The organism is Persicobacter diffluens (genome assembly GCF_036244895.1).
Lineage (GTDB): Bacteria > Bacteroidota > Bacteroidia > Cytophagales > Cyclobacteriaceae > Persicobacter > Persicobacter diffluens.
Genome location: NZ_BQKE01000001.1, coordinates 2,857,118 through 2,878,274, shown reverse-complemented (window position 1 = coordinate 2,878,274; position 21,157 = coordinate 2,857,118). Strand labels below are relative to the sequence as shown.

General features: G+C 44.2%; 13 protein-coding genes and 1 pseudogene. 7 read left to right on the top strand and 7 right to left on the bottom strand.

Going from position 1 to position 21,157, the window contains the following annotated elements; genetic code table 11:
• Positions 1–474: 474 nt before the first annotated feature.
• The 5 genes from AAA970_RS11595 to trpB form a co-directional block, all read right to left on the bottom strand.
• Positions 475–1,671, bottom strand: coding sequence for a sodium ion-translocating decarboxylase subunit beta (locus AAA970_RS11595; RefSeq protein WP_338237237.1), 1,197 nt, complete (start codon positions 1,669–1,671; stop codon positions 475–477).
• 43 nt (positions 1,672–1,714) lie between these two features.
• A complete protein-coding gene (locus tag AAA970_RS11590) occupies positions 1,715–3,598 on the bottom strand; it encodes a biotin/lipoyl-containing protein (RefSeq protein ID WP_338237236.1) in 1,884 nt (627 codons plus the stop codon).
• A 25-nt stretch (positions 3,599–3,623) separates the two neighbouring features.
• A complete protein-coding gene (locus tag AAA970_RS11585; protein ID WP_053405770.1) occupies positions 3,624–3,905 on the bottom strand; it encodes an OadG family protein in 282 nt (93 codons plus the stop codon).
• A gap of 386 nt (positions 3,906–4,291) precedes the next feature.
• Entirely contained in the window at positions 4,292–4,861 is a 570-nt protein-coding gene (locus AAA970_RS11580) for a DUF3109 family protein (protein WP_053405769.1), read from the bottom strand.
• Positions 4,862–5,495: 634 nt separating this feature from the next.
• Positions 5,496–6,722, bottom strand: a complete 1,227-nt coding sequence (gene trpB, locus AAA970_RS11575) for a tryptophan synthase subunit beta (RefSeq protein WP_338237235.1) — start codon at positions 6,720–6,722, stop codon at positions 5,496–5,498.
• A gap of 775 nt (positions 6,723–7,497) precedes the next feature.
• Between trpB and AAA970_RS11570 the strand changes: the two genes are divergently transcribed.
• From AAA970_RS11570 to AAA970_RS27815, 6 genes and pseudogenes are all read left to right on the top strand, one after another.
• The gene (locus AAA970_RS11570) at positions 7,498–9,804 is read left to right on the top strand and encodes an ATP-dependent helicase (protein ID WP_338237234.1); all 2,307 of its coding nucleotides are present in this window, start codon (positions 7,498–7,500) and stop codon (positions 9,802–9,804) included.
• A 319-nt stretch (positions 9,805–10,123) separates the two neighbouring features.
• Complete coding sequence (locus AAA970_RS11565; protein WP_338237233.1) at positions 10,124–10,813, top strand: DUF4290 domain-containing protein; 690 nt, start codon at positions 10,124–10,126, stop codon at positions 10,811–10,813.
• 188 nt (positions 10,814–11,001) lie between these two features.
• The gene (gene murA / locus AAA970_RS11560; protein WP_338237232.1) at positions 11,002–12,312 is read left to right on the top strand and encodes a UDP-N-acetylglucosamine 1-carboxyvinyltransferase; all 1,311 of its coding nucleotides are present in this window, start codon (positions 11,002–11,004) and stop codon (positions 12,310–12,312) included.
• Positions 12,313–12,456: 144 nt separating this feature from the next.
• Positions 12,457–13,704: an aminotransferase class I/II-fold pyridoxal phosphate-dependent enzyme gene (locus AAA970_RS11555; RefSeq protein WP_053405763.1), complete on the top strand. Its 1,248-nt coding sequence runs from the start codon at positions 12,457–12,459 to the stop codon at positions 13,702–13,704.
• A 220-nt stretch (positions 13,705–13,924) separates the two neighbouring features.
• Positions 13,925–14,110, top strand: coding sequence for a hypothetical protein (locus AAA970_RS11550; protein WP_053405762.1), 186 nt, complete (start codon positions 13,925–13,927; stop codon positions 14,108–14,110).
• Between the two features lie 233 nt (positions 14,111–14,343).
• Positions 14,344–14,481 (top strand): annotated as a pseudogene (locus tag AAA970_RS27815) (hypothetical protein); the annotation flags it as partial.
• Between the two features lie 598 nt (positions 14,482–15,079).
• On the opposite strand, the gene AAA970_RS11545 reads toward AAA970_RS27815, so the two are convergent.
• Positions 15,080–17,458, bottom strand: a complete 2,379-nt coding sequence (locus tag AAA970_RS11545; protein WP_338237231.1) for an alpha-ketoacid dehydrogenase subunit alpha/beta — start codon at positions 17,456–17,458, stop codon at positions 15,080–15,082.
• A gap of 514 nt (positions 17,459–17,972) precedes the next feature.
• On the opposite strand from AAA970_RS11545, the gene ald reads away from it, so the two are divergent.
• Positions 17,973–19,100: an alanine dehydrogenase gene (gene ald, locus AAA970_RS11540; protein ID WP_053405758.1), complete on the top strand. Its 1,128-nt coding sequence runs from the start codon at positions 17,973–17,975 to the stop codon at positions 19,098–19,100.
• Positions 19,101–20,033: 933 nt separating this feature from the next.
• Here ald and AAA970_RS11535 read toward each other — a convergent pair.
• Positions 20,034–21,026, bottom strand: coding sequence for a hypothetical protein (locus AAA970_RS11535; protein ID WP_338237230.1), 993 nt, complete (start codon positions 21,024–21,026; stop codon positions 20,034–20,036).
• Positions 21,027–21,157: the final 131 nt, after the last annotated feature.

Here is a 21,157-nt window from a genome sequence, read left to right as displayed (position 1 = left end):
TTTGAAGGGAAAAAATGGATAAAGGAAGATGGGGTGGTTGTAGTTCCGTGTAAGTTTATTGTGATTGTTGCGTCTTTAGTTAGGGGGGTAGGCTTAGCTGCTAAGCAGTTTTCGTGATCACAAAGCATAATTTTGGAGAGTCCTTGTCGAGCGGGTAGGAATGAGCTGGGGGCTTGTTCTTTTTATGCAGACATTTTTAACCAGAATTATCTCCTGTCGGGTTTTGCGAATAGGTCCAGAGGGACAGTTCGTGATAGGTGGTTTTGCTGATTTTTTTAATAGTCCAAAATGGGGGAGCGCTTGCTTTCTCCTCGTTCAACTTCTTCCAGGGAAAAAACTCGAAATAGGAAAAATTCCTTCATATTCTCCGCCTTGCAGCTAAATGAGAATTTAAGCAAGCGCAATCCGGCTTAATAGTGTTTTTTTAAGGTGGTTAATTTTCAGGAGCGTAAGTAAAGTGGGGCCTCATTCAGCTTAGTTCAAGAATGAAATCAAGACGCCCGCCGCCACAGCGGAACCAATCACGCCTGAAATATTGGAGGCCATACAATATTGCAAAATGTGATTCCGAGAATCATAACGGAGACTGATTTCATTGGCCACCCGAGAGGCCATGGGTACAGCCGATAAGCCGGTGGCTCCGATCAGCGGATTGATCTTCTTCTCCGCGAAAAGGTTATAGGTTTTTACGGCCATTATTCCCACAGCAATGGAAATCGCGAAAGCCAAAAAACCGCCCCCCACAATAGAAAGGGTTTTGGTATTCAGGAATGTTTGGGCCGTCATGGTAGCCCCCACAGTTAGGCCAAGAAAAATGGTGGCCGCATTCATGATCGGACCCGAAGCTGCCTCTTTTAACCGAAGTGTATTGGCTCCAATTTCTTTTACCAAATTACCAAAGAGCAACATGCCCACTAGAGGAACAGATGAAGGCACGAAAAAGGCCACTAATCCACCCACAAATAGTGGGAAAAGGATTTTCATCAACCGCATGTTTTTTATTTCATGCTTAGGAGGGAAGCGTTTGTCCATCTCCTTCATATTAATTTTGAGCTCCTGTTCATTCATAGTGTATTTCACTACCAGCGGGATGATAACAGGCACCAAAGCCATATAGGAATAAGCGGCAATGGCAATAGGTCCTAATAAATGAGGAGCCAGCTTAATGGTGGTGTAAATTGCAGTGGGGCCGTCGGCACCACCAATGATGCCCAAAGAGGCGGCTTCTTTCAGGCTGAAGCCCATCAGGATGGCCATGATCAGCACCGTGAAAATGCCCATCTGTGCGGCGGCTCCGAAAATGGCCAGCCGCAAGTTCCGGAGCATGGGGCCAAAATCCGTGAGTGCACCAACCCCCATAAAAATGAGTGGTGGCAGTAAACCGGTTTTGATGAGGGTGTAATATAAATAATTCATGATGCCATACTGACTGGCAATTTCCAGAAAGGTGAGGTGCTTGATCTCCTCCTCGGTACTGATGGCCATGCCTCCGCCTAAGGAATTGGCGAGTATCATGCCGAAGGCAATAGGAACCAATAGTAGTGGTTCGTATTGCTTGTAGATGCCCAGATATAGCAAAAACAGTCCCAATGCCAGCATGATAAGGGTGCCCGGACTTTGGAAAAGGTTGCTCAGGGCAGTCATCTCATATAAGTTTTCAATGATTTCCATAAGCTAGAAAAATGGCGCCCCCAAGATTGGGACGCAATGAATATTAGTGCACTTTGATCAGGATGTCATCTTCATCGACACTCTCTCCATCTCCCGGACAAATTTCTGTAATCTGCCCGCCAACATCTGCCGTGATGGCATTATAAACCTTCATGGATTCCACATACCCAATGATGTCTCCTTCCTGTATATTATCACCCACCTTTTTAGGGCTTTCAGCATTGGATTTGGTCAGGAAGAACTTGCCCTCAATAGGGGCTAGAATCGTCCTGGCTTCTTCTTCCGCTTTAGCAGCTATTGGGGGTTGTACTGCTGTTTGATTCGCAGATGCCTTTTCGGAAGCGGGATGGATTTCATAATCCACCTTTACGTGGAATACTTCTCCATTTACCGTCACATTCATTTCGCTGGGGCTGGGCGCAGTGGAATTAATGGTCTTCCCCTCAGGAGTTGGAGGGCTGTTTTTTGCTATTTTTCGTTTGGCCAAATCAGCTTCGAAATCAGCCTTGGCTTTGCCGGATTTAAAAGCACGGTACTGCTCGGGATGCATGGCCAATTCGAAAAGTTCTTCCTCATCCGGTCCAACATCCCAGCCCTGATCTTTCATTTCCTGGCGGAAATTGTCCAAAGCGTCCGGATAAGAATCCTGGGGAATGCCTGTAAAAAATATTTTATTTTGGGCTTTGGCCAGCTGGATAATTTCCGGGTCTACAGGCCCGGGGAGTTGGCCGGATTTCCCCAGGATCATGTCCCATACATTATCGGGGATCATGCTCCAGCGTGCTTTGTTTTTTTCCATGGCCATCACATTGAACATGGCCACATTTTTCACATATTGAGAAAATGGGGTTACCAGCGGCGGGTAGCCGAGTTTCGGCCAAACGTATTGCACTTCATCGAAAAGTTTGATGAGTAATTCATCCTGGCTGAGTGGTCTCAGGCCATTCTTATTTTTAAATTTATTTACCGACTTCAGGTTATCTTCCAGGTCCGCCATTAATGAGCCCATCATGCCCCCGGGCAGTCCCGGGCCAATCAACAGAGAATTCATGAAGCGGTTCTTTGGGTTGATGTAATAGCCCAGGAAGTCATCCATGAATTCCTGCGTCAGTTTCCGCACCTGCATATAGGCTTCCATATTAATATCCGGAACTTCAAATCCGGCATCTCTCAGCATTTCATGGGCAGTGAGTAAATCAACATGACCTGTTCCCCAGGAAAGCGGCTCCATGCCTACATCTATGATTTCCGCTCCGGCCCTGGCCACTTCCAGTATGGACGCAGGGGCGAAGCCCGGTCCTGAGTGGGCGTGGTATTGGATAATGATTTCCGGATGTGCAGCCTTTATGCCCTTCACAATTTTCCCCAGCCATGCCGGTCGGCCAATGCCTGCCATATCCTTTACGCAGATTTCATCCGCCCCCATCGCAATCAGCTTTTTCGCCATATTCACATAATATTCCACCGTATGTACCGGGGAGTAGGTGACCGATAGGGTGGCCTGAGAAACCATGCCTACGGCTTTGGCGAATTTGATCGAATTTTCCAGATTTCGTACATCGTTCAAGCCGCAGAAAGAGCGGGAAATATCAGTGCCCTGTTCTTTTTTGACTTTGAAAAACAACCGGCGAACATCTGCAGGAACCGGACTCATGCGTATTCCATTCAGGGCGCGCTCCAGCATATGGGTTTGGATTCCGGCTTCCTGAAAAGGTTTTGTCCAGGCTCTTACGGCCTTATTGGGGTTTTCACCGAATAATAAGTTCACCTGCTCAAATCCCCCTCCATTGGTTTCTACCCGGGCAAAACAGCCCATTTTCACAATGTGAGGAGCGACTTTAACTAATTGATCCACTCGGGGAACATATTTTCCACTGGATTGCCACATGTCGCGGTAAACCAGGCTGAATTTGATGGCTTTAGACATTTGAAAAAATACTGTTGATTAAAAATTAAGAGACTTTGTCGATGCTCGTGATATGTCCTTTTCCATGGGTAATGACATTTACAGCAGCGGTAATAGCCGCCAATTGAGCAGTGGATATTTTTTGAGGGGATTCAGGCGGGCTTTTAGAGGTGGTAATGGGAAGGGCGTTGGTTTTTTCCTCAGGGAAGAATCGATTGACGATTTGGATTAATACATTCCCTAAACCAACAATTAAAAAGAGGATCAGAAATACGGTGATCATTCCAATCGCTAGTAGCATGGCAGCTTCCTGTAAGGCCTCATTCATAAAAGTGAATTTTGATTGCTGAAAAAAATGCTGTAAAGGAAGCTACTATTTTATCTAATAGTCCGGAATGATAATCATTACCAAATTTTCAATTTTATGTTATGTTTTAGGTGTTGTTTTGTGAAAAATAAAATATTATTCCATTAATATCGATTTGTGCGAAATATTTATTATTTCGGCCGGACTTGGTCCGAGTAGTGGATTTTCTATTTTTAAGCTGGATTATTCATGATTAAGCTTGCCCAAATTTGGGTTGTTATAAATCAATGAAAATAAACTACTTACTACTTGGTAATAAATAAATCGGTGAATAATTCGGTTTAAGCAAAAAAAGAGGCCCTTTAGGACCTCTCTTGTTTCTACTTCAATGCTTCAGGTGAAGATTTTTAAGTTTCTTCCTGTTCAATGATTTTACAAAGCTTGCGGTACCATTTTTCGCCATATTTCCTTTCCAATGGACCTTTTAGGAATTTATAGACCGGCACTTGTAATTTCTCTCCCAAGCTGCAGGCATCTGCACAAATCGACCACTCATCGTAATTCAGGGCATCGTACTGATCGTACTTGGTGATGCGAATTGGGTAGAGATGACAGCTGATTGGCTTGTGATAATCAATTTTCTTATCCAGATAAGCTTGCTCAATGGCGCATTTCAGGGTGCCATCTTCTTCGATAATGGCATAAGCACATTCTTTACCGTTGATAATCGGGGTGGAGTAATCCCCCTCCCAATCTTCCACATAGATGCCTTCCTCTTCCACCGCTTTGATGCCGGCCTCCGTCATATAGGGCTTTACCTTTTCGTAAACATCCTCCATAATGGCCAGCTCCTCCTTTTCCAATGGAGCTCCAAGGTCTCCCTCAACGCAGCACGCGCCTTTACATTTACTTAAATCGCAGACGAATTTCCGCTCTTTAATGTCGTCACTGATGACTTGATTGTCGACTACAATCATAATATTTTTTGCTAAATGATTTCTTTACTAACTGCTTGATGCATGATCAAAGGGCAAATATAGTGCAAATTTTTTCAGTACTCGGGGCTTTTCATCATTACAGCAGGAATGGCAGGTGCTTCCATGTCAATATTTATAGAGAAAATTCGGGGCAGGCTAGTAGAGAAATGTGTTTTTTCGAGGCCTCGGGAGGGGGGAGATGAAATGCTATTTTTAACCGAATATGAGTCGTTAGATTTAGTAAATACAGCCAAACGATATATTCACAGTGTTTTGAGGGCGCGCTCATTTAAAGTAGCCCGCATTTGGTTCGGTTTACCTGTTCCTCTTACACCTGCTTCATCGGCGGAAATTCAAAACAGGGCCGAATCCTTCATTTCTACCGATTTGCCAATGTGTAAGGCTTTCAGCATACATAATTCGGTTTAATGAGGTAATAAAAATGTAGGACAGCTTATTCCGAACTACTTGGGGGCATAGTTGGATGCTGTCCTACCTGTAAAATGGAATTTTATAAACCTATTAGTGGTTGGTGAAAAATAGTTGGTTGGGGGCTTTTTTTAAAAGAATAAAGGGAGTCAACAGTGCTCGCCCTTGGCGTCCCGCTATGCAATGGAATAAAAAAATGTATTTTTTAAATGGGGTTTGATTCTTGTTCTTCTAAATAATACTCATGGGCAGGAAAATTTTTTAAGACATATTCCAAATCTTTATCTCCACGACCAGAAAGGTTAACCAAGATGTTGGCGCCTGCATCCAATGTGCCCAGCGTTTTGGCGTAAGCCAATGCGTGTGCGCTTTCAAGGGCCGGGATAATGCCTTCCAGCTGAGACAACTCATAAAAGGCCTGGATACATTCTTCGTCTGTGACACTAACATAATCAACCCGGCCGCTGTCTTTTAACATGCAATGCTCCGGCCCTACTCCCGGATAGTCCAGGCCACTGGCGATTGAGTGTACCGCTAGTGGTTCCCCCTTTTCATCTTCCAGATTGTAACATTTAAAGCCATGAATCATGCCTCTCTTGCCTTTGGTCAGTGTGGCGGCGTGTTGGCCATCTAGGTGTATTCCTTTGCCTGCAGGTTCTACCCCATGCAGTTCTACCCGCTCATCCAAAAAGGCACTGAACATGCCGATGGCGTTGCTGCCTCCTCCTACGCAAGCCACAATGTGGTCAGGTAGTTTGCCCAGCATTTGCAGGTATTGGTCGTGAACTTCCTGCCCAACGATGGCCTGAAAATCCCGAACCATCATGGGGAATGGGTGTGGACCAACCACCGATCCAATGCAATAAATGCTTTTTTCAGGATCTTTAAGATAAGCCTCAAAGGCATTGTCCACAGCCTCTTTTAATGTCTTCAAACCATGGGTAGCCGGAATAACTTTAGCCCCTAAGACAATCATTCGATCCACATTGGGTTTCTCTTTTTGAATGTCCACTTCTCCCATGTGAATTTCACAAGAAAGTCCGAAGTAGGCAGCAGCAGTAGCCAAGGCTACGCCATGCTGACCTGCTCCGGTTTCTGCTATCAATTTATTTTTACCCATTTTTTTGGCCAATAGGGCTTCGGCCATGCAATGGTTGAGTTTATGTGCACCGGTGTGGTTGAGGTCTTCTCGTTTTAAGTAAATATGAGCCTGATAAGCCTTTGATAAACGATTACAATAATAAAGTGGGGTAGGTCGGCCCTGATAATGTTTTCGGATGCTATTAATTTCCGTCCAGAAAGAAGCATCTTCACGGAGCTTAAGGTACATCTCCGTAATTTTATCAATTTCTTTTTGAATAGGAGCAGGAAGGAAGCTCCCACCGTAGGAACCAAAAAATCCCTCTGCGTCAGGTGTGGATAAAAAGTCCATAAAAATTTTCTATAGTAAGGGTGATCTTCTATTCTAAACTAATGGCTTTCTCTGAAAAAAGCAGCGCAAAAAATGCAGGGCAGAAAAAAATAACAATATGAGAAATCGCGCAAATAAAATATAAGTCTAAAAGCGTGAGTTTTTTGTGCAGGGGGATGTGCTTGTTGGTGATTAAGCCAAATGATGAATGCTTCCCTGTTTAGCGGCAAGGCGGGGGAAATGGTTCAGGAGTTGCTTATTTCGAAATTTTCCAAGGAGGCAGATGAGTGAAGGAAAGCAAATTGACTTCCATTCAGATTGTTAAAATATCAGGCTTTAGGTCATGGATGGGTTAGCGTTGAGAGCGTGTTTAAAAGCCAAAATCGCTTCCAATAATTCGAATTTGCAGCCGGATGGTGTGCTTTTAAATACGCTCCAATACTTCCTATTTCAACTTCCGGGTTTTGAACAATTGGCGAAAAGCGATGAGGTTTGCTGCTGAAGAGAGCTCTGATAACCTTTTTTTACTATTCACTTCAATCCTCAAATAGTGGCTTGATGGCTTCCGCTAGTGGATTCGGAGGGGATCTGAAATTGCTAACTGCTTTGGTCTTTTGTTTCGTTTTTTATCGAGGAAAAATGAAAAAGCAACGAATGATGATTAAGAAAAATGTATTGATGGGCTGATCTGGCTCTTTGTGAAAAAGCCCTGATGGGGCAGGTGTTTTATGAAAATGAATTCTGAATTTATTCGTATCTTGCCATTCACATTAATCAGAGAAAGCGCAAAAGCAGCATGAATTATTTGGATCAATTGAATCCCCCACAGCGGGAAGGAGTGGTAAACACCGAGGGAGCAACCATGATTATTGCCGGAGCAGGATCAGGGAAGACACGGGTATTGACGTTTCGTATCGCCCATCTGATGCGTGCCCATGGGGTGGATCCATTCTCGATCATGTCCTTGACCTTTACCAATAAAGCCGCTAAGGAGATGCGCGAGCGCATTGAGAAAGAGGTGGGAAATGAGGCGCGTAATTTGTGGATGGGGACCTTTCACGCTGTTTTTGCAAAAATTCTTCGATTTGAATGTGATAAGCTGGGCTATCCGTCCAACTTCACCATCTATGATGCAGATGATACCAAGTCACTGATCAAGACGATCGTGAAGGAAATGCAGCTGGATGATAAGCTTTACAAGCCGAATGCGGTCTACAGTCGCATTTCCAATGCTAAGAACAGTCTGGTGAGCTGGCAGGAGTATATCAATAATCCGATGTACAAAGCCGATGATGAGGCCGCCAATCGCCCGATGCTGGGAGAGATTTATAAGCGCTATGTGGTGCGTTGTTTCAAGGCAGGAGCGATGGATTTTGATGATCTGTTGTTCAATACCAATGTGTTGTTCCGTGATCATCCGGATGTTTTGCATAAATATCAGCATCGTTTTCGCTATGTGTTGGTTGATGAGTTTCAGGATACCAACGTTTCGCAGTATCTGATTGTGAAAAAGCTGGCGGCGGTACACCAAAATATTTGTGTGGTAGGGGATGATGCGCAGTCCATTTATGCTTTCCGTGGAGCGAATATTCAGAACATTCTGAATTTTGAAAAGGACTTTCCGGATTGCCGTACTATCAAGCTGGAGCAGAACTATCGTTCTACCAGCACGATTGTGAACGCTGCCAATGGCGTAATTGCCAAAAACCAGGGGCAAATCAAAAAGGATGTCTGGACCGCGAATGCCGAGGGTGAGAAGATTGATTTGATCTCTGCCGCCTCAGATGGAGAGGAAGCCAGGCTGATTGCTCAGGGGATCTTTGAATCCAAGATGCAGAACCAATGGCACAATCAGGATTTCGCAGTATTGTACCGTACCAATGCGCAATCGCGTTCATTGGAGGAAGCCCTGCGTCGTGCGAATTTGAAATATAAAATTGTTGGCGGACTATCTTTCTATCAGCGCCGGGAGATTAAGGACTTGTTGGCTTACTTCCGTATTGCCCTAAACCCGAATGATGAGCAGGCCGTCGTCCGCTCGATTAATTTGCCTAAGCGGGGCATTGGCCCGGGGACCGTGGATAAAATACGGGTATTTGCTGCTGAGCAATCGGTGGACTTATGGACAGCCCTGCAGCAATGCCGCATGTATTTGCCAGGCAGAGCAGCCAATGCCGTGGATGGTTATGTGACCATGATCAAGGCCATGCAGGTGGATGTGCAGAAATATGATGCACACGAGGCTGCTCAGAAAATAGCCAAAGCTTCCGGCCTGATGCGCGAGTTGTTTGCGGACAAAACCGTGGAGGGCGTCAGCCGCTATGAAAACGTGCAGGAATTGCTGAATGCGGTGAAGGAGTATGTGGATAATGAGGAGAACGAAGATAAATCCCTGGATGCCTTCTTGCAGGAAGTTTCCCTGCTGACGGGGGTGGATCAGGCGCAGGATGATGATCCGGATGTGGTCACGCTGATGACCATCCACATGGCCAAGGGACTGGAGTTCCGTCATGTATTCCTGACCGGACTGGAGGAAGAATTATTCCCTTCCACCATGATGATGGAGTCCAGGGAAGATTTGGAAGAAGAACGCCGATTGTTCTATGTGGCCATCACCCGTGCGGAGCAAAAGCTGACCATGTCTTATGCCATGACCCGCTATCGTTTTGGGAAGTTGGTGAACTGTGAGCCTTCCCGCTTTTTGGAAGAGGTGGAGCCCGGATTATTGAATGTAGCGAAAAAATCTAAGCAGGTAAGTTTTGGAAATGCCGCTCCGGGTGGTAGCTTTGATCGTCCGTCCGGAATTGGTGGAGGTTTTGCTACGGGTACAGGAGCTTCCGGGGCATCATATGCCAAGAATTTGGTGCAGCGACCAGTGCCTTCCCGTAAGCCGGTTCCGGCACATAAAGCTTCAGCGGATTTCACCGCTAGTAATCCGGCGGATTTGGCTGAGGGGCAGAAAGTGGAGCATGCTAAATTTGGCTTTGGAAATATTGTGCAGCTGGACCGACAGGGGGCAGCGCCTAAAGCCAAGGTCAATTTTGATAATGTGGGGGAGAAGACATTGCTATTAAGCTTTGCCAAACTTAGAATAGTAGAATAAATGAAAGGACGGTCAGGCAGTGTGGAGTCTGTTGGCCGCAAACCTTTTTATATATAGGGAATCACTCTCCGGCCGCTGATCCGGCTGAGGGATTGAGGGGGCTTGTCTGAGTTCCTTTTTGCCGGCACTGGCGTGGATGTTTTTTTGCAGTGCCGGCAAAAAGAACGAGCCCCGAAAGCCCGACCGAGTGTAGCGAGGGCAGCCCCAAAAGGAAAATCCAAGGGGGATAAGCTGTTTTTTTAGAAAAAAATTATTTCTTTTACGTCATCATCCGGGCACATGCGTTATACCACTAGCCGGGAATTATAAAATTGAATATATGTTTGTATATAACACCACTAAAGCAGAAATCTTACAACGCGAATATGGACGCAACCTTCAGGAGCTGGCCGCGCATGTGGTAGGGATTGAGGACCGACAAGAAAGAACCAAGGCGGCGCATGCATTGATTCACCTGATGAAGGAATTGACGCCCAACAAAATGAAGGATTCTCCGGAATATGCGCAGCGTTTATGGGATGACCTGTATATCATGACTGATTTTGCACTGGATGTGGATGGGCCTTTTGAGCGTCCGGAGCCAGCCAGTATTCATAAAAAACCGGCACAGGTGCCTTATTTGGGTGGCCGTCCGTCTTTTATGCATTACGGTAGAAATATCGAGAACATGATCGCCAAGGCTACTGAAATTGAGGATGAAGAAGAGCGACTAGGAGCGGTGGTGACCATCGGAAGGCTAATGCGCACCTTCTATTTGCAATGGAATCGCGACAATGTGGATGATAAGGTTATCCTGGCGGATATTAAGCGCTTGTCTCGTGGGAAATTGAAGTTTGATGAGGAGCATATCCTGGAAAATCAACTATTAGTAACTTCCGGACCTACTGGCCGACCAAACCGCAACTACTCCAATAACCGTGGAAGGAAATTCTCCAATAAGGGCCGCAGTCAGGGGCAGAATCGAGGGAATCAAAACCGAAGCGGAGGATATCGAAAAAGAAAAAATTAATAATACTAAAGGAGGCTGGGCAGTCTCCTTTTTTTATTAGTTTTGTTATTCGTGGCTGGTAAAAATCAAGCAGATTATTGCAGGAGTGCCGGCCGGGCAAGTTTTGAGTAATTTTTCTATTTAAAAATTCATAGGACTTTGCCATTCTTTTCGTTAACTATTGTTAGAAACTAAAACCAAACCATATAATGTCGGCATTTAAAATTGAAGGCGGGCACAAGCTGGGTGGGGAGATCACGCCACAGGGTGCTAAGAATGAAGCCTTACAAATTTTGTCAGCGGTATTACTGACCTCGGAGCCTGTAACGATTCACAATATTCCCAACATCCGTGATGTCAATAAGCAAATTGAATTGCTGCGCGACTTTGGCGTTAAGGTAGAGCAGTTGGAAGAAGCAGGAGCATTCCGCTTTACGGCCTCAGATGTGGATCTGAACTTTTTGGAAACCGAGACTTTCCGTACGAAAGCTTCTTCCCTTCGTGGTTCCATCATGATGATTGGTCCCTTGTTGGCGCGTTTTGGGAAAGCTCAAATGCCACAGCCCGGAGGAGATAAGATCGGTCGCCGTCGACTGGATACCCACTTTATTGGTTTGAAAAAACTGGGTGCCAATTTCGTTTTTAATGAGGAGAAGCACCGCTATTACGTGGATGCGGACCGCTTGGAGGGGCAATATATTTTGCTGGACGAGGCTTCCGTAACCGGTACAGCCAACCTGGTGATGGCGGCGGTATTGGCCAAAGGAACCACAACCATCTACAATGCGGCATGTGAGCCTTATTTGCAACAGCTGTGTAAGATGTTGAATCGCATGGGGGCGAACATTCAGGGTGTAGGCTCCAACCTGCTGACCATCGAAGGGGTGGAGGTATTGGGAGGAACTACCCATACGATGTTGCCGGATATGATCGAGATTGGTTCTTTTATCGGTTTAGCGGCCATGACCAAGTCCGAGATTACCATTAAAAATGTACGTGTTGATATGCTTGGACTTATCCCGGATACTTTCCGTAAGCTGGGCATTAAGATTGAGCAGCGTGGTGATGATTTATTCATTCCGGCACAGGAGCATTATGAGATCGAGACATTCATTGACGGTTCTATCCTGACCGTGGCGGATGCCATCTGGCCTGGCTTTACGCCGGACTTATTGTCGATCCTATTAGTAGTGGCTACGCAGGCGAAGGGTACTATTCTGATCCACCAGAAGATGTTTGAGTCCCGTTTGTTCTTTACCGATAAATTGATTGATATGGGCGCGCAGATCATTCTTTGTGATCCTCACCGTGCCACGGTGATCGGCTTGGATAGAAAATATCCGCTTAGAGGTATCCGTATGACCAGCCCGGATATTCGTGCAGGGGTTTCCTTATTAATTGCAGCACTTTCGGCAAATGGAACGAGTGTGATTGATAATGTGGAGCAAATTGACAGGGGCTATCAGTACATTGATGACCGTTTGCGAGCACTGGGGGCAAAAATTGAACGTATCGAATAAATTTCTTTAAAAGATTGGAAATAAATTCATTATAATCATGAATTTGATTAGAGCTTCTCATCTTAATCTTTGGGTGAGAAGCTTTTTTTTATACCTTTGTGCTTCGATTTGAAAAGCATTTTTTGTTGTTAAAAGATATTCTTTATGGATTTATTTGCTAAGTGTGATGCAAAGAACACACCTCTGGGTAAATATTCAGATGTGGACGAGGGTTACTATATGTTCCCTAAATTGGAAGGGGAGATTGGTCCACGCATGACTTTTCAGGGCCGTCAGGTTTTGAACTGGTCGTTGAACAACTACCTGGGATTGGCGAACCATCCTGAGATCCGTCAGGCGGATGCACAAGCTGCTGCTGACTGGGGATTGGCTTACCCAATGGGTGCGCGTATCATGTCCGGTAATACAGTGAAGCACGAGCAGTTGGAGCGTGAGTTAGCGGATTTCGTAGGTAAAGAGGATTGTTTCCTATTGAACTTCGGTTACCAGGGGGTAGTATCGATCATCGATGCTGTTTTGGACCGTCGTGATGTAGTGGTATATGACGCAGAAAGCCATGCTTGTATTTTGGATGGTTTGCGTTTGCATATTGGTAAGCGTTTCGTTTATGCCCACAATGATATGGAGTCATTGGAGAAGCAGTTGGAGCGTGCTGAGCGTTTGGCGAAGGAGACCGGTGGTGGTATTTTGGTGATCACTGAGGGGGTTTTCGGTATGTCAGGTGTGATGGGTAACCTACCAGGTGTAATCAAGCTGAAGGAAAAATATGATTTCCGCTTGTTTGTGGATGATGCCCACGGTTTCGGTACTATGGGTGCTACAGGTGCAGGTACTGGTGAGCAGTTGGAGTGTCAGGATGGTATTGATCTTTACTTCTCTACTTTTGCCAAGTCTATGGCTTCTATCGGAGCTTTCGTAGCGGGTGATGAGAAGATCGTGAAGTACTTGCGTTACAGCTTGCGTTCGCAGATTTTCGCAAAGTCCTTACCAATGCCATTGGTAGTGGGTAACCTGAAGCGTTTGGAGATGTTGAAAAACTCTCCTGCTAAGGACAAGCTTTGGGAAGTAGTGAATGCTTTGCAGTCCGGTTTGAAAGAGCGCGGATTCAACATTGGTCACACACAAACTCCTGTAACACCAGTATTCCTTTCGGGTACGATGTTGGAGGCGGCGAACTTGACACAAGATATCCGTGAGCGTTTTAATATTTTCTGTTCCATCGTAATTTACCCGGTAATCCCTAAAGGGCAGATTATGTTGCGTTTAATCCCAACAGCAGCACATACTTTAGCTGATGTGGAGGAAACGATCAACGCATTTGCGGAAATTAAAGATAAATTAGAAGCTGGCGAATACAATAAAGATGGTGTTGCTGAGCAAATGCCTGATTAATAGCGTTTAAGACAATAAACACCGTAAAGGTGTGAAATAGGTATAAAAGGATCGAAATGGGTTCAAAAACGAAGAAAATCTTCATTTTTGGGCAAATTTCGATCTTTTTTTTTGTGCTTTTCCTCAATTAATATCCTCACTTTGTGGATATTTGGTTAAATTCCTTATATTGCTTCTGTGTAACCTTATATATTTATCAACGATAACCTATTTTTAGACAATGAAAAGATTTGACGAAATCAAAGATCTAGTTCTTTCGTTGGAAGCTGACTTCCACAAATTCTATGAAAAAGAGAATCAGGCAGCTGGTACTCGTGTGCGTAAAGGCATGCAAGAGTTGAAAAACCTGGCGCAAGAGATTCGCGTGGAAGTTCAGGAGCGTAAAAACTCAAAAACCTCTGCTTAATTTTTTCAACTAGGAAAAAAGAAATTCACAGGTGAGCCCTGAGAGGAAAGCCATTCCATAGCGGAGTGGCTTTTTGTTATTTAATCTCCTTCAGTTATGCGTTATTTTTTTGCAGTTGTGGTCGGCTGTTTGCCTCTCACCTTGCTGGCGCAGCAACCAGATTTTCGAGAAGACTTTTTAGAAAAAAGGAGGTTCCGGGGGAAGTGTTACGCTAGCTTTCACTGGCAGATGCTTTGGAGGCTTTTCATACAGAAGGCAAGCCCATCTATTTATTTATTACTACGAATGGCTGTTCCCCTTGTAGGTTTATAAAGCATCATACATTTAACAGTGCAGAGGTTGCTGCTTTGTTAAATCAACAGTATTCGGTATGCGAGCTGAATTTGAACAAGCTTAGTGAAATTGCTTTTATGGGCAAGACTTATTCTTCTGAAGAAGGGACGATGAACCCTTCTTGGGAATTGTTTTCCGAAATTCAGGCTTTTCCAAATAATGTGGTGATGCTGTCCGCCTACGGGGAGGAATAGCCTTATACTGCTGTTTGTGCTAATACCGGCATGGGTCCGGAAATGATGACTTATTTGCTAAATAAATATATCGGAAAAGAAATGTGGAGGACCCGACCGGTTTTTGGAAAGGTATGACGGGAAAAGTATCCGGATTTACCCAATGCTTTTATCCTTTAAGCCGAATTATTTACTGATAGAGTTAGTGGGGTGATGGAAGTGATTTGGTGTCAATGTTTTATAATTGCTATTGCCGAATTTTAATGGCTCAAATTTGGGTATGCTTGCTTTGTGCTTGTTCAACTGCTTCCTTGGAAAATCCTCGAAATAGGAAAAATCCCTTCCTTTTTCCCACCTGGCAGCTAAACGAGGATTTAAGCATGAATTATCCGGGTTAAAAAAACAGCCACCCTTCTGAATCGAAAAGTGACTGTTTAAAATATGGTAACCTTATAATATATGCTTAGTAAATTTCCGGGAATTGCTGCGGGTCATATTCGTGCATCATCTTGTAGATGGCATCAAATATTGTTTCCGGATTGGGTTTGGAGAAATAATCGCCGTCAGAGCCATAAGCCGGACGGTGATCCTGAGAAGCAATACAGATCGGTTGTGAATCCAGATACTGATAAGCTTTTTGTTCGTCCAGTACTTTTTGCATTAAATAAGCCGACGCGCCTCCCTGAACATCCTCATCGGCAAATACGACCCGATTGGTTTTTTTGATAGACTCCACAATCTTATGTTCCAAATCAAATGGAACCAGTGTTTGTGCGTCGATAATTTCCACTGAAATGCCTACCTGTGCTAAATCCTCCGCTGCTGCAGCAATGATGCGACACATAGAACCGTAAGTGACCACCGTTACGTCAGTTCCGCTTCTCAGAATCTCAGGCTGTCCAAGTGGTACGGTGTATTCACCCAAATTGCTCGGCATTTTTTCCTTCAGGCGATAGCCATTCAGGCATTCAATTACCAAAGCAGGATCATCCGCCTGTAAAAGGGTATTGTACATACCGGCAGCCTGCACAAAGTTTCTCGGGGTAAGAACGTACATACCTCTCAAGCTTCCCAAAATCATGCTGATCGGAGATCCGGAATGCCATACGCCTTCAAGACGATGTCCGCGAGTACGCACAATCAATGGCGCTTTCTGTCCTCCCGCAGTACGGTGATGTAGACAAGCCACATCATCCGTCAGGGTATTTAATGCATAAACCAGATAATCCAGATACTGAATCTCGGCAATAGGGCGAAGACCGCGCATGGCAGCTCCTGTTCCTTCTCCAATGATGGTCATTTCGCGGATAGAGGTGTCATGTACGCGTAGTGCCCCAAACTTATCCTGAAGTCCGGCCATACCTTGATTCACATCCCCAATTTTTCCGACATCCTCGCCGAAAGCAAACACCCGCGGATCTTTTTCCATGGCCTTAAAGAAAAAGCCATTGATGATCTCACGACCATCCTTCATTTCAGCATCTTCCCCATAGGTCGGGGCGATGACCGGCACTTTCAATGCGGAGGAATCATCCTCGCAGTAAAGTAATGTATTGTATTCTTGGCGATGTTTCTCTTCGGCTTCCTGTAACCATTTTTGAATGGCCATTCGTGCCGGAGAGGGCTTGCTTCTTACAATGCGAAGCGCTTTTTTCGCCGACTTTATAGTGTCTAGTTTTATTGGGTTGAAGGCATTTTTCAAGCCATCAGCAACCGCTTTGATAGACTCAGATTCATTTTCATTGGCCGCCAGATTTTCAATCAGGCTGATGATTTTATTGCGATCATCCACCATGCTGTCTAAGAAAGCTTTGAAGGCCGCATTTTTCTCTTCCTTCACTTTTTTCTTAGCCGCCAGTTCCATGGATTCCAATTCTTCTTCAGTCGCATGTCCTTCCGCTAAAATCCACTCACGCATTTTCTTTACGCAATCAAACTCCTCTTCCCAGGACAGGCGCTCTTTGGATTTGTAGCGTTCGTGAGAACCGGAAGTAGAGTGCCCCTGCGGCTGGGTGATTTCCACCACATGTACCAAACATGGAACATGTTCTTCACGAGCCAATTTTGCAGCGGCCTGATAGGTTTCTACCAGTGCCGGATAATCCCAGCCATTCACTTCAAAAATTTCAATCCCCGGATGCTCCTCCGTACGCTGGAATCCTTCCAAGGCTTTAGAAATACTCTGTTTAACGGTGTGGTGTTCCGGCCCTACTGAGATACCATACTGGTCATCCCAAACGGACATCACCACCGGCAATTGCATGACTCCTACCGCATTAATGGTTTCCAGGAACATGCCCTCGGAAGTGGAGGCGTTTCCAATGGTGGAGAATACAACCTCGTTTCCATTATTGGAGAATTTTGAAAATGCTTCTCCCTGTAATTTTGTTTCTTTTCGATATAGTTTTGAGGCGTAGCTTAAGCCCATGATCCGAGGCATTTGCCCTGCAGTGGGAGAAATATCAGAAGCTACGTTATAGGTATCAGCCTGTGATTTCCAGTCGCCATTATTATCAATCCATCGTGTCCCAAAGTGGCCATTCATCATTCTTCCCCCTGAAGCCGGCTCTGCCTCCAAATCAGTATGGGCATAAAGCTGGGCGAAAAAAGCCTGAATGGACATTTCACCAATGGCCATCATAAAGGTTTGATCACGGTAATAGCCTGATCGCCAGTCTCCTTTTTGGAAGGCGCGTGCCATGGCTACCTGTGGGACTTCTTTGCCATCTCCAAAGATTCCAAATTTAGCCTTGCCCATGAATACCTCTTTGCGACCTACTAGCGCTGTTTCTCGGCTTTCGGCAACAATTTGATAGTCCTGTAAAATATCTTTTTTGTTCAATTGGGATACAGTTGTTGTATTTTGGTTCGACACAGTCAAACTGGTTTTTAAGGTTCTCAAAAATCTTTTCACATATCCGAAGAAATAAAAATTAACAGTCCGGATATTTCCTGTCCTATTCTAAATATACATTCTTTTCCCCGAAAGCCCTAAAGGAGATTTTAATTCCGGCGATTTGATTTTTTGTTTTGACTTTCAATATTTTACCGAAATTTTGACGGTAATGCATTTTGCCAAATAAAATTTGGCAGTACATTGATTTTCTTTATAAAAATTTTTTCACTTTTTTTAGTTTGTTCTCCTCAAAATCACCTTCAGATTCGCGATTGATTCATTTAAAGGAATGATTTGAATTGAATTGGAAAAGTATGATAAATAAAAAATAGCCGACAACTTGTAGGAAATTAAATAAAAAGTCACAAATTAACAGCCAGAAACAAGGGACGAAAATGCCATTTGTTTAAAATGTAATTTTTCTAAGATTAATACCAGTATACATTAAACCCGTTGAATTATGATTATCGGAGTTCCAAAGGAAATTAAGAATAACGAGAATCGTGTGGCATTAACTCCATCAGGTGTGGTGGAAATGAAAAAGCATGGTCACGAGGTGTACGTTCAGGCGACCGCAGGATTGGGAAGTGGTTTCTCTGATGAGGAATTCCAAAGTGCCGGTGCAACTATCCTTCCAACCATTGAGGATGTTTATGCCATCGCAGAAATGATCATTAAGGTCAAAGAGCCAATTGAATATGAGTACGACTTGATCAAAGAAGATCAGTTGTTGTTCACCTACTTCCATTTTGCTTCCTATGAGCCCTTAACCAAGGCAATGATTGAAAGCAAGGCGGTTTGTTTGGCTTACGAAACAGTGGAAAAAGGGCGTTCCCTCCCATTATTGGTGCCGATGTCGGAAGTGGCCGGAAGAATGTCTATTCAGGAAGGCGCGAAGTATTTGGAGAAGCCAGAACAGGGGAGAGGTATTCTTTTAGGTGGCGTTCCCGGGGTGAAACCAGCCAAGGTATTGGTATTAGGCGGGGGTGTAGTAGGTACCCAGGCGGCTAAGATGGCGGCAGGTATGGGTGCTGACGTGACCATCATGGACATCTCTTTGGATCGTCTGCGTTATTTGGATGATGTGATGGCGGCCAATGTGAAAACCATGATGTCCAGCGAGTACAATATCCGTCAGGAAATTAAGACAGCTGACCTGATTGTTGGAGCTGTATTGATTCCAGGAGCAAAAGCCCCACACTTGGTTACCCGTGATATGCTGAAAGAAATGCGTCCGGGGACTGTATTGGTTGACGTGGCAGTAGATCAGGGTGGTTGTATTGAAACCTGTAAGCCAACAACTCACAACGAGCCTACTTTTATCATTGATGATGTCGTACATTATTGTGTGGCGAACATGCCGGGAGCGGTGCCTTATACATCCACTTTGGCATTAACCAATGCTACTTTGCCTTATGCGATTGAGTTGGCGAATAAAGGCTGGAAGAAAGCATGTAATGAAAATCCACAATTGAAGCCGGGCTTGAATGTGGTGAAAGGTGATGTAGTTTATAAAGCGGTAGCCGAGGCGTTTGATTTGCCCTATGTTGCCGTGGAGCAATACCTGCAAGAAGAAGTAGAAGCGTAAGAACATCAAACAAAGCATAAATTGGAAAGCGGGTCTTGTTATCAGGATCCGCTTTTTTCATTTAAGCCGAATTATCTTACCGATGGATTTGGCGGAATGTCACAAAGATCCATCGATCAGGGTGTTAGGGTTAGTTTTGCTGATTTTTTATTAGCTCAAATTTGTGTTTGCTTGCTTTCTCCTCATTTACCTGTTTCGTTGGAAAAACTCGAAATAGGAAACTTTTCCTTCATTTCATCCGCCTACAAGCTATACGAGAATTGACGTATGAATATTCCGGCTAAAGCGTGGCGTTTTTTTTTATTGAAATTGAGGGGATCTGCTTTAGTCTGGAGGTCGGTAAAAGTCCGATTTTTCCCGCCTTGCAGCAAAAAGAGGATTGAAGCATAAATAATCCGGGTTAAGCATGAAAATCATTCGGCTTTAGCCCTGCTTTACATCAGGCGATTCAGGAAAAAAAGAAATGGGGAATCAGTCCCAGTGTCAACCCAAGAGGAATGAACAAGGCCATCTTTCTCATTTGTTTTCGGGGAAGTGGTGGGTCAATAAATATCCTTTGTCCTAAAGGAGAACAAATAATTGCCCCTACCAGCAACACTCGAAAATGCGTAGGGATCAATAGTTGAGAGATAGTCAGATTATAGGGTAAAAAATAAAGGCTTAATAATGCAATGTTACAGGTAAAAGCTAATCCAAGGCCAATTTTTCCTCTTAATATAAAACCGATACATATACAGCACTGAAGTAAATATATCCAGTAGGAGGTGAAATGGTCGAAGAAAATTCCCCCGGTTACTTGAATAAAATCAAATAGGGAATACGCTCTTAAGCATAACATTGCAATGGAAAGCACCAAAATCGTATTACGAATTGGAGTGCGCTGAAAAAAGGGCGTCCTTTTAGGAACTGATGTGGTGGTCATTGACACAATCTTTATCCCTGAAATTTACTAGCCACCAAATTCAAAAACTCTTTGGTCTCATTGGCATTCATATCCCAGGCATAAGGTCTGGCAAAATTATTAATCAAATAAGTGGCAGCCTCATCATTGGTCTCATAGCCTTCAATATGATCAAGCGTTTCATTGAAAATCTTCTTACTGCCTCCGAAAAGCTCATTGGTGAACATAAAGCGCTGGTTCAGCGAGATCGAATCCTTTAACGATTTTTGGTTACTACTCTTCAGTCTGTCCGCAAGCGTAATGGCTTCCTGTTGGTGATGGTTGGCCAATTGTGCATGAAGGGTGCCATTTAGACTTTCCTCCCCCATCGCACCAACAGGGGTCAGGGTGATGGTTTCAAATAGTTTATCCGGATCCAGCGGGAAAACCCGAGAGTACTCTTCAATCAGTTGTTCATTGTCGGGAAGATCCCAATGCGCATTTTCCATTAAATGCACCAACTGTTGTTTACTCTCTTCCAGCTCAATACCGTCTTTGCCCTCCGCTTCCCAGATCTGCACCATTTTCTCAAACGGGCGGTTGTTGATCTTTAAGTATTTCAATTGGTTCTTCAACTGAATCAACAATACCTCATCCGTTTCCCACTGCTCCCACATTTCCTTGTAAAAATTCTCCGGGGCATAAGTTAAAAGCAAACTGCGATAGCAGGCTTCCTCCATCAGGGGTTCAAAATCATACTGTTCAATGGAAATATGCTGAGAAAGGATGTTTTTAAAACGCTTAAAAGCATCCTGAACGGCCGGGGCAGTAAAATCAAAATAAGGACTTTTGATTTTTTGCGCCTCCAGGTGCCATTTTTCAGAAAGTATCTGAATCAGAAAAAAATTGATCTGCGCGACATTGCAAAGGGTTTTTAAATGTTTCCCCTCTACCACCGGAGCGCTTCTGAAAAAGTTAGCTGAAAATTCTAGAGTATATTGTTTAGCGTAATCTTTAATGACCCGCGTGTTGATTATTCTATCCATGTAATTCGATCCCTAAAAGGTCTTACCCACAATAATATAATGCTTGATGGGTTTAGCAAACAAAAATAATGGTTTTGACTGTCAAATAAAGTACAAACATCTTTGAAATAAGACAACCGATCAAAAAAAAA

Excerpts from the sequence above, each read along its gene's own strand:
- AAA970_RS11595 (WP_338237237.1), bottom strand. The coding sequence starts at position 1,671 with ATGGAAATCATTGAAAACTTATATGAGATGACTGCCCTGAGCAACCTT.
- AAA970_RS11590 (WP_338237236.1), bottom strand. The coding sequence starts at position 3,598 with ATGTCTAAAGCCATCAAATTCAGCCTGGTTTACCGCGACATGTGGCAA.
- AAA970_RS11585 (WP_053405770.1), bottom strand. The coding sequence starts at position 3,905 with ATGAATGAGGCCTTACAGGAAGCTGCCATGCTACTAGCGATTGGAATG.
- AAA970_RS11580 (WP_053405769.1), bottom strand. The coding sequence starts at position 4,861 with ATGATTGTAGTCGACAATCAAGTCATCAGTGACGACATTAAAGAGCGG.
- trpB (WP_338237235.1), bottom strand. The coding sequence starts at position 6,722 with ATGGACTTTTTATCCACACCTGACGCAGAGGGATTTTTTGGTTCCTAC.
- AAA970_RS11570 (WP_338237234.1), top strand. The coding sequence starts at position 7,498 with ATGAATTATTTGGATCAATTGAATCCCCCACAGCGGGAAGGAGTGGTA.
- AAA970_RS11565 (WP_338237233.1), top strand. The coding sequence starts at position 10,124 with ATGTTTGTATATAACACCACTAAAGCAGAAATCTTACAACGCGAATAT.
- murA (WP_338237232.1), top strand. The coding sequence starts at position 11,002 with ATGTCGGCATTTAAAATTGAAGGCGGGCACAAGCTGGGTGGGGAGATC.
- AAA970_RS11555 (WP_053405763.1), top strand. The coding sequence starts at position 12,457 with ATGGATTTATTTGCTAAGTGTGATGCAAAGAACACACCTCTGGGTAAA.
- AAA970_RS11550 (WP_053405762.1), top strand. The coding sequence starts at position 13,925 with ATGAAAAGATTTGACGAAATCAAAGATCTAGTTCTTTCGTTGGAAGCT.
- ald (WP_053405758.1), top strand. The coding sequence starts at position 17,973 with ATGATTATCGGAGTTCCAAAGGAAATTAAGAATAACGAGAATCGTGTG.
- AAA970_RS11535 (WP_338237230.1), bottom strand. The coding sequence starts at position 21,026 with ATGGATAGAATAATCAACACGCGGGTCATTAAAGATTACGCTAAACAA.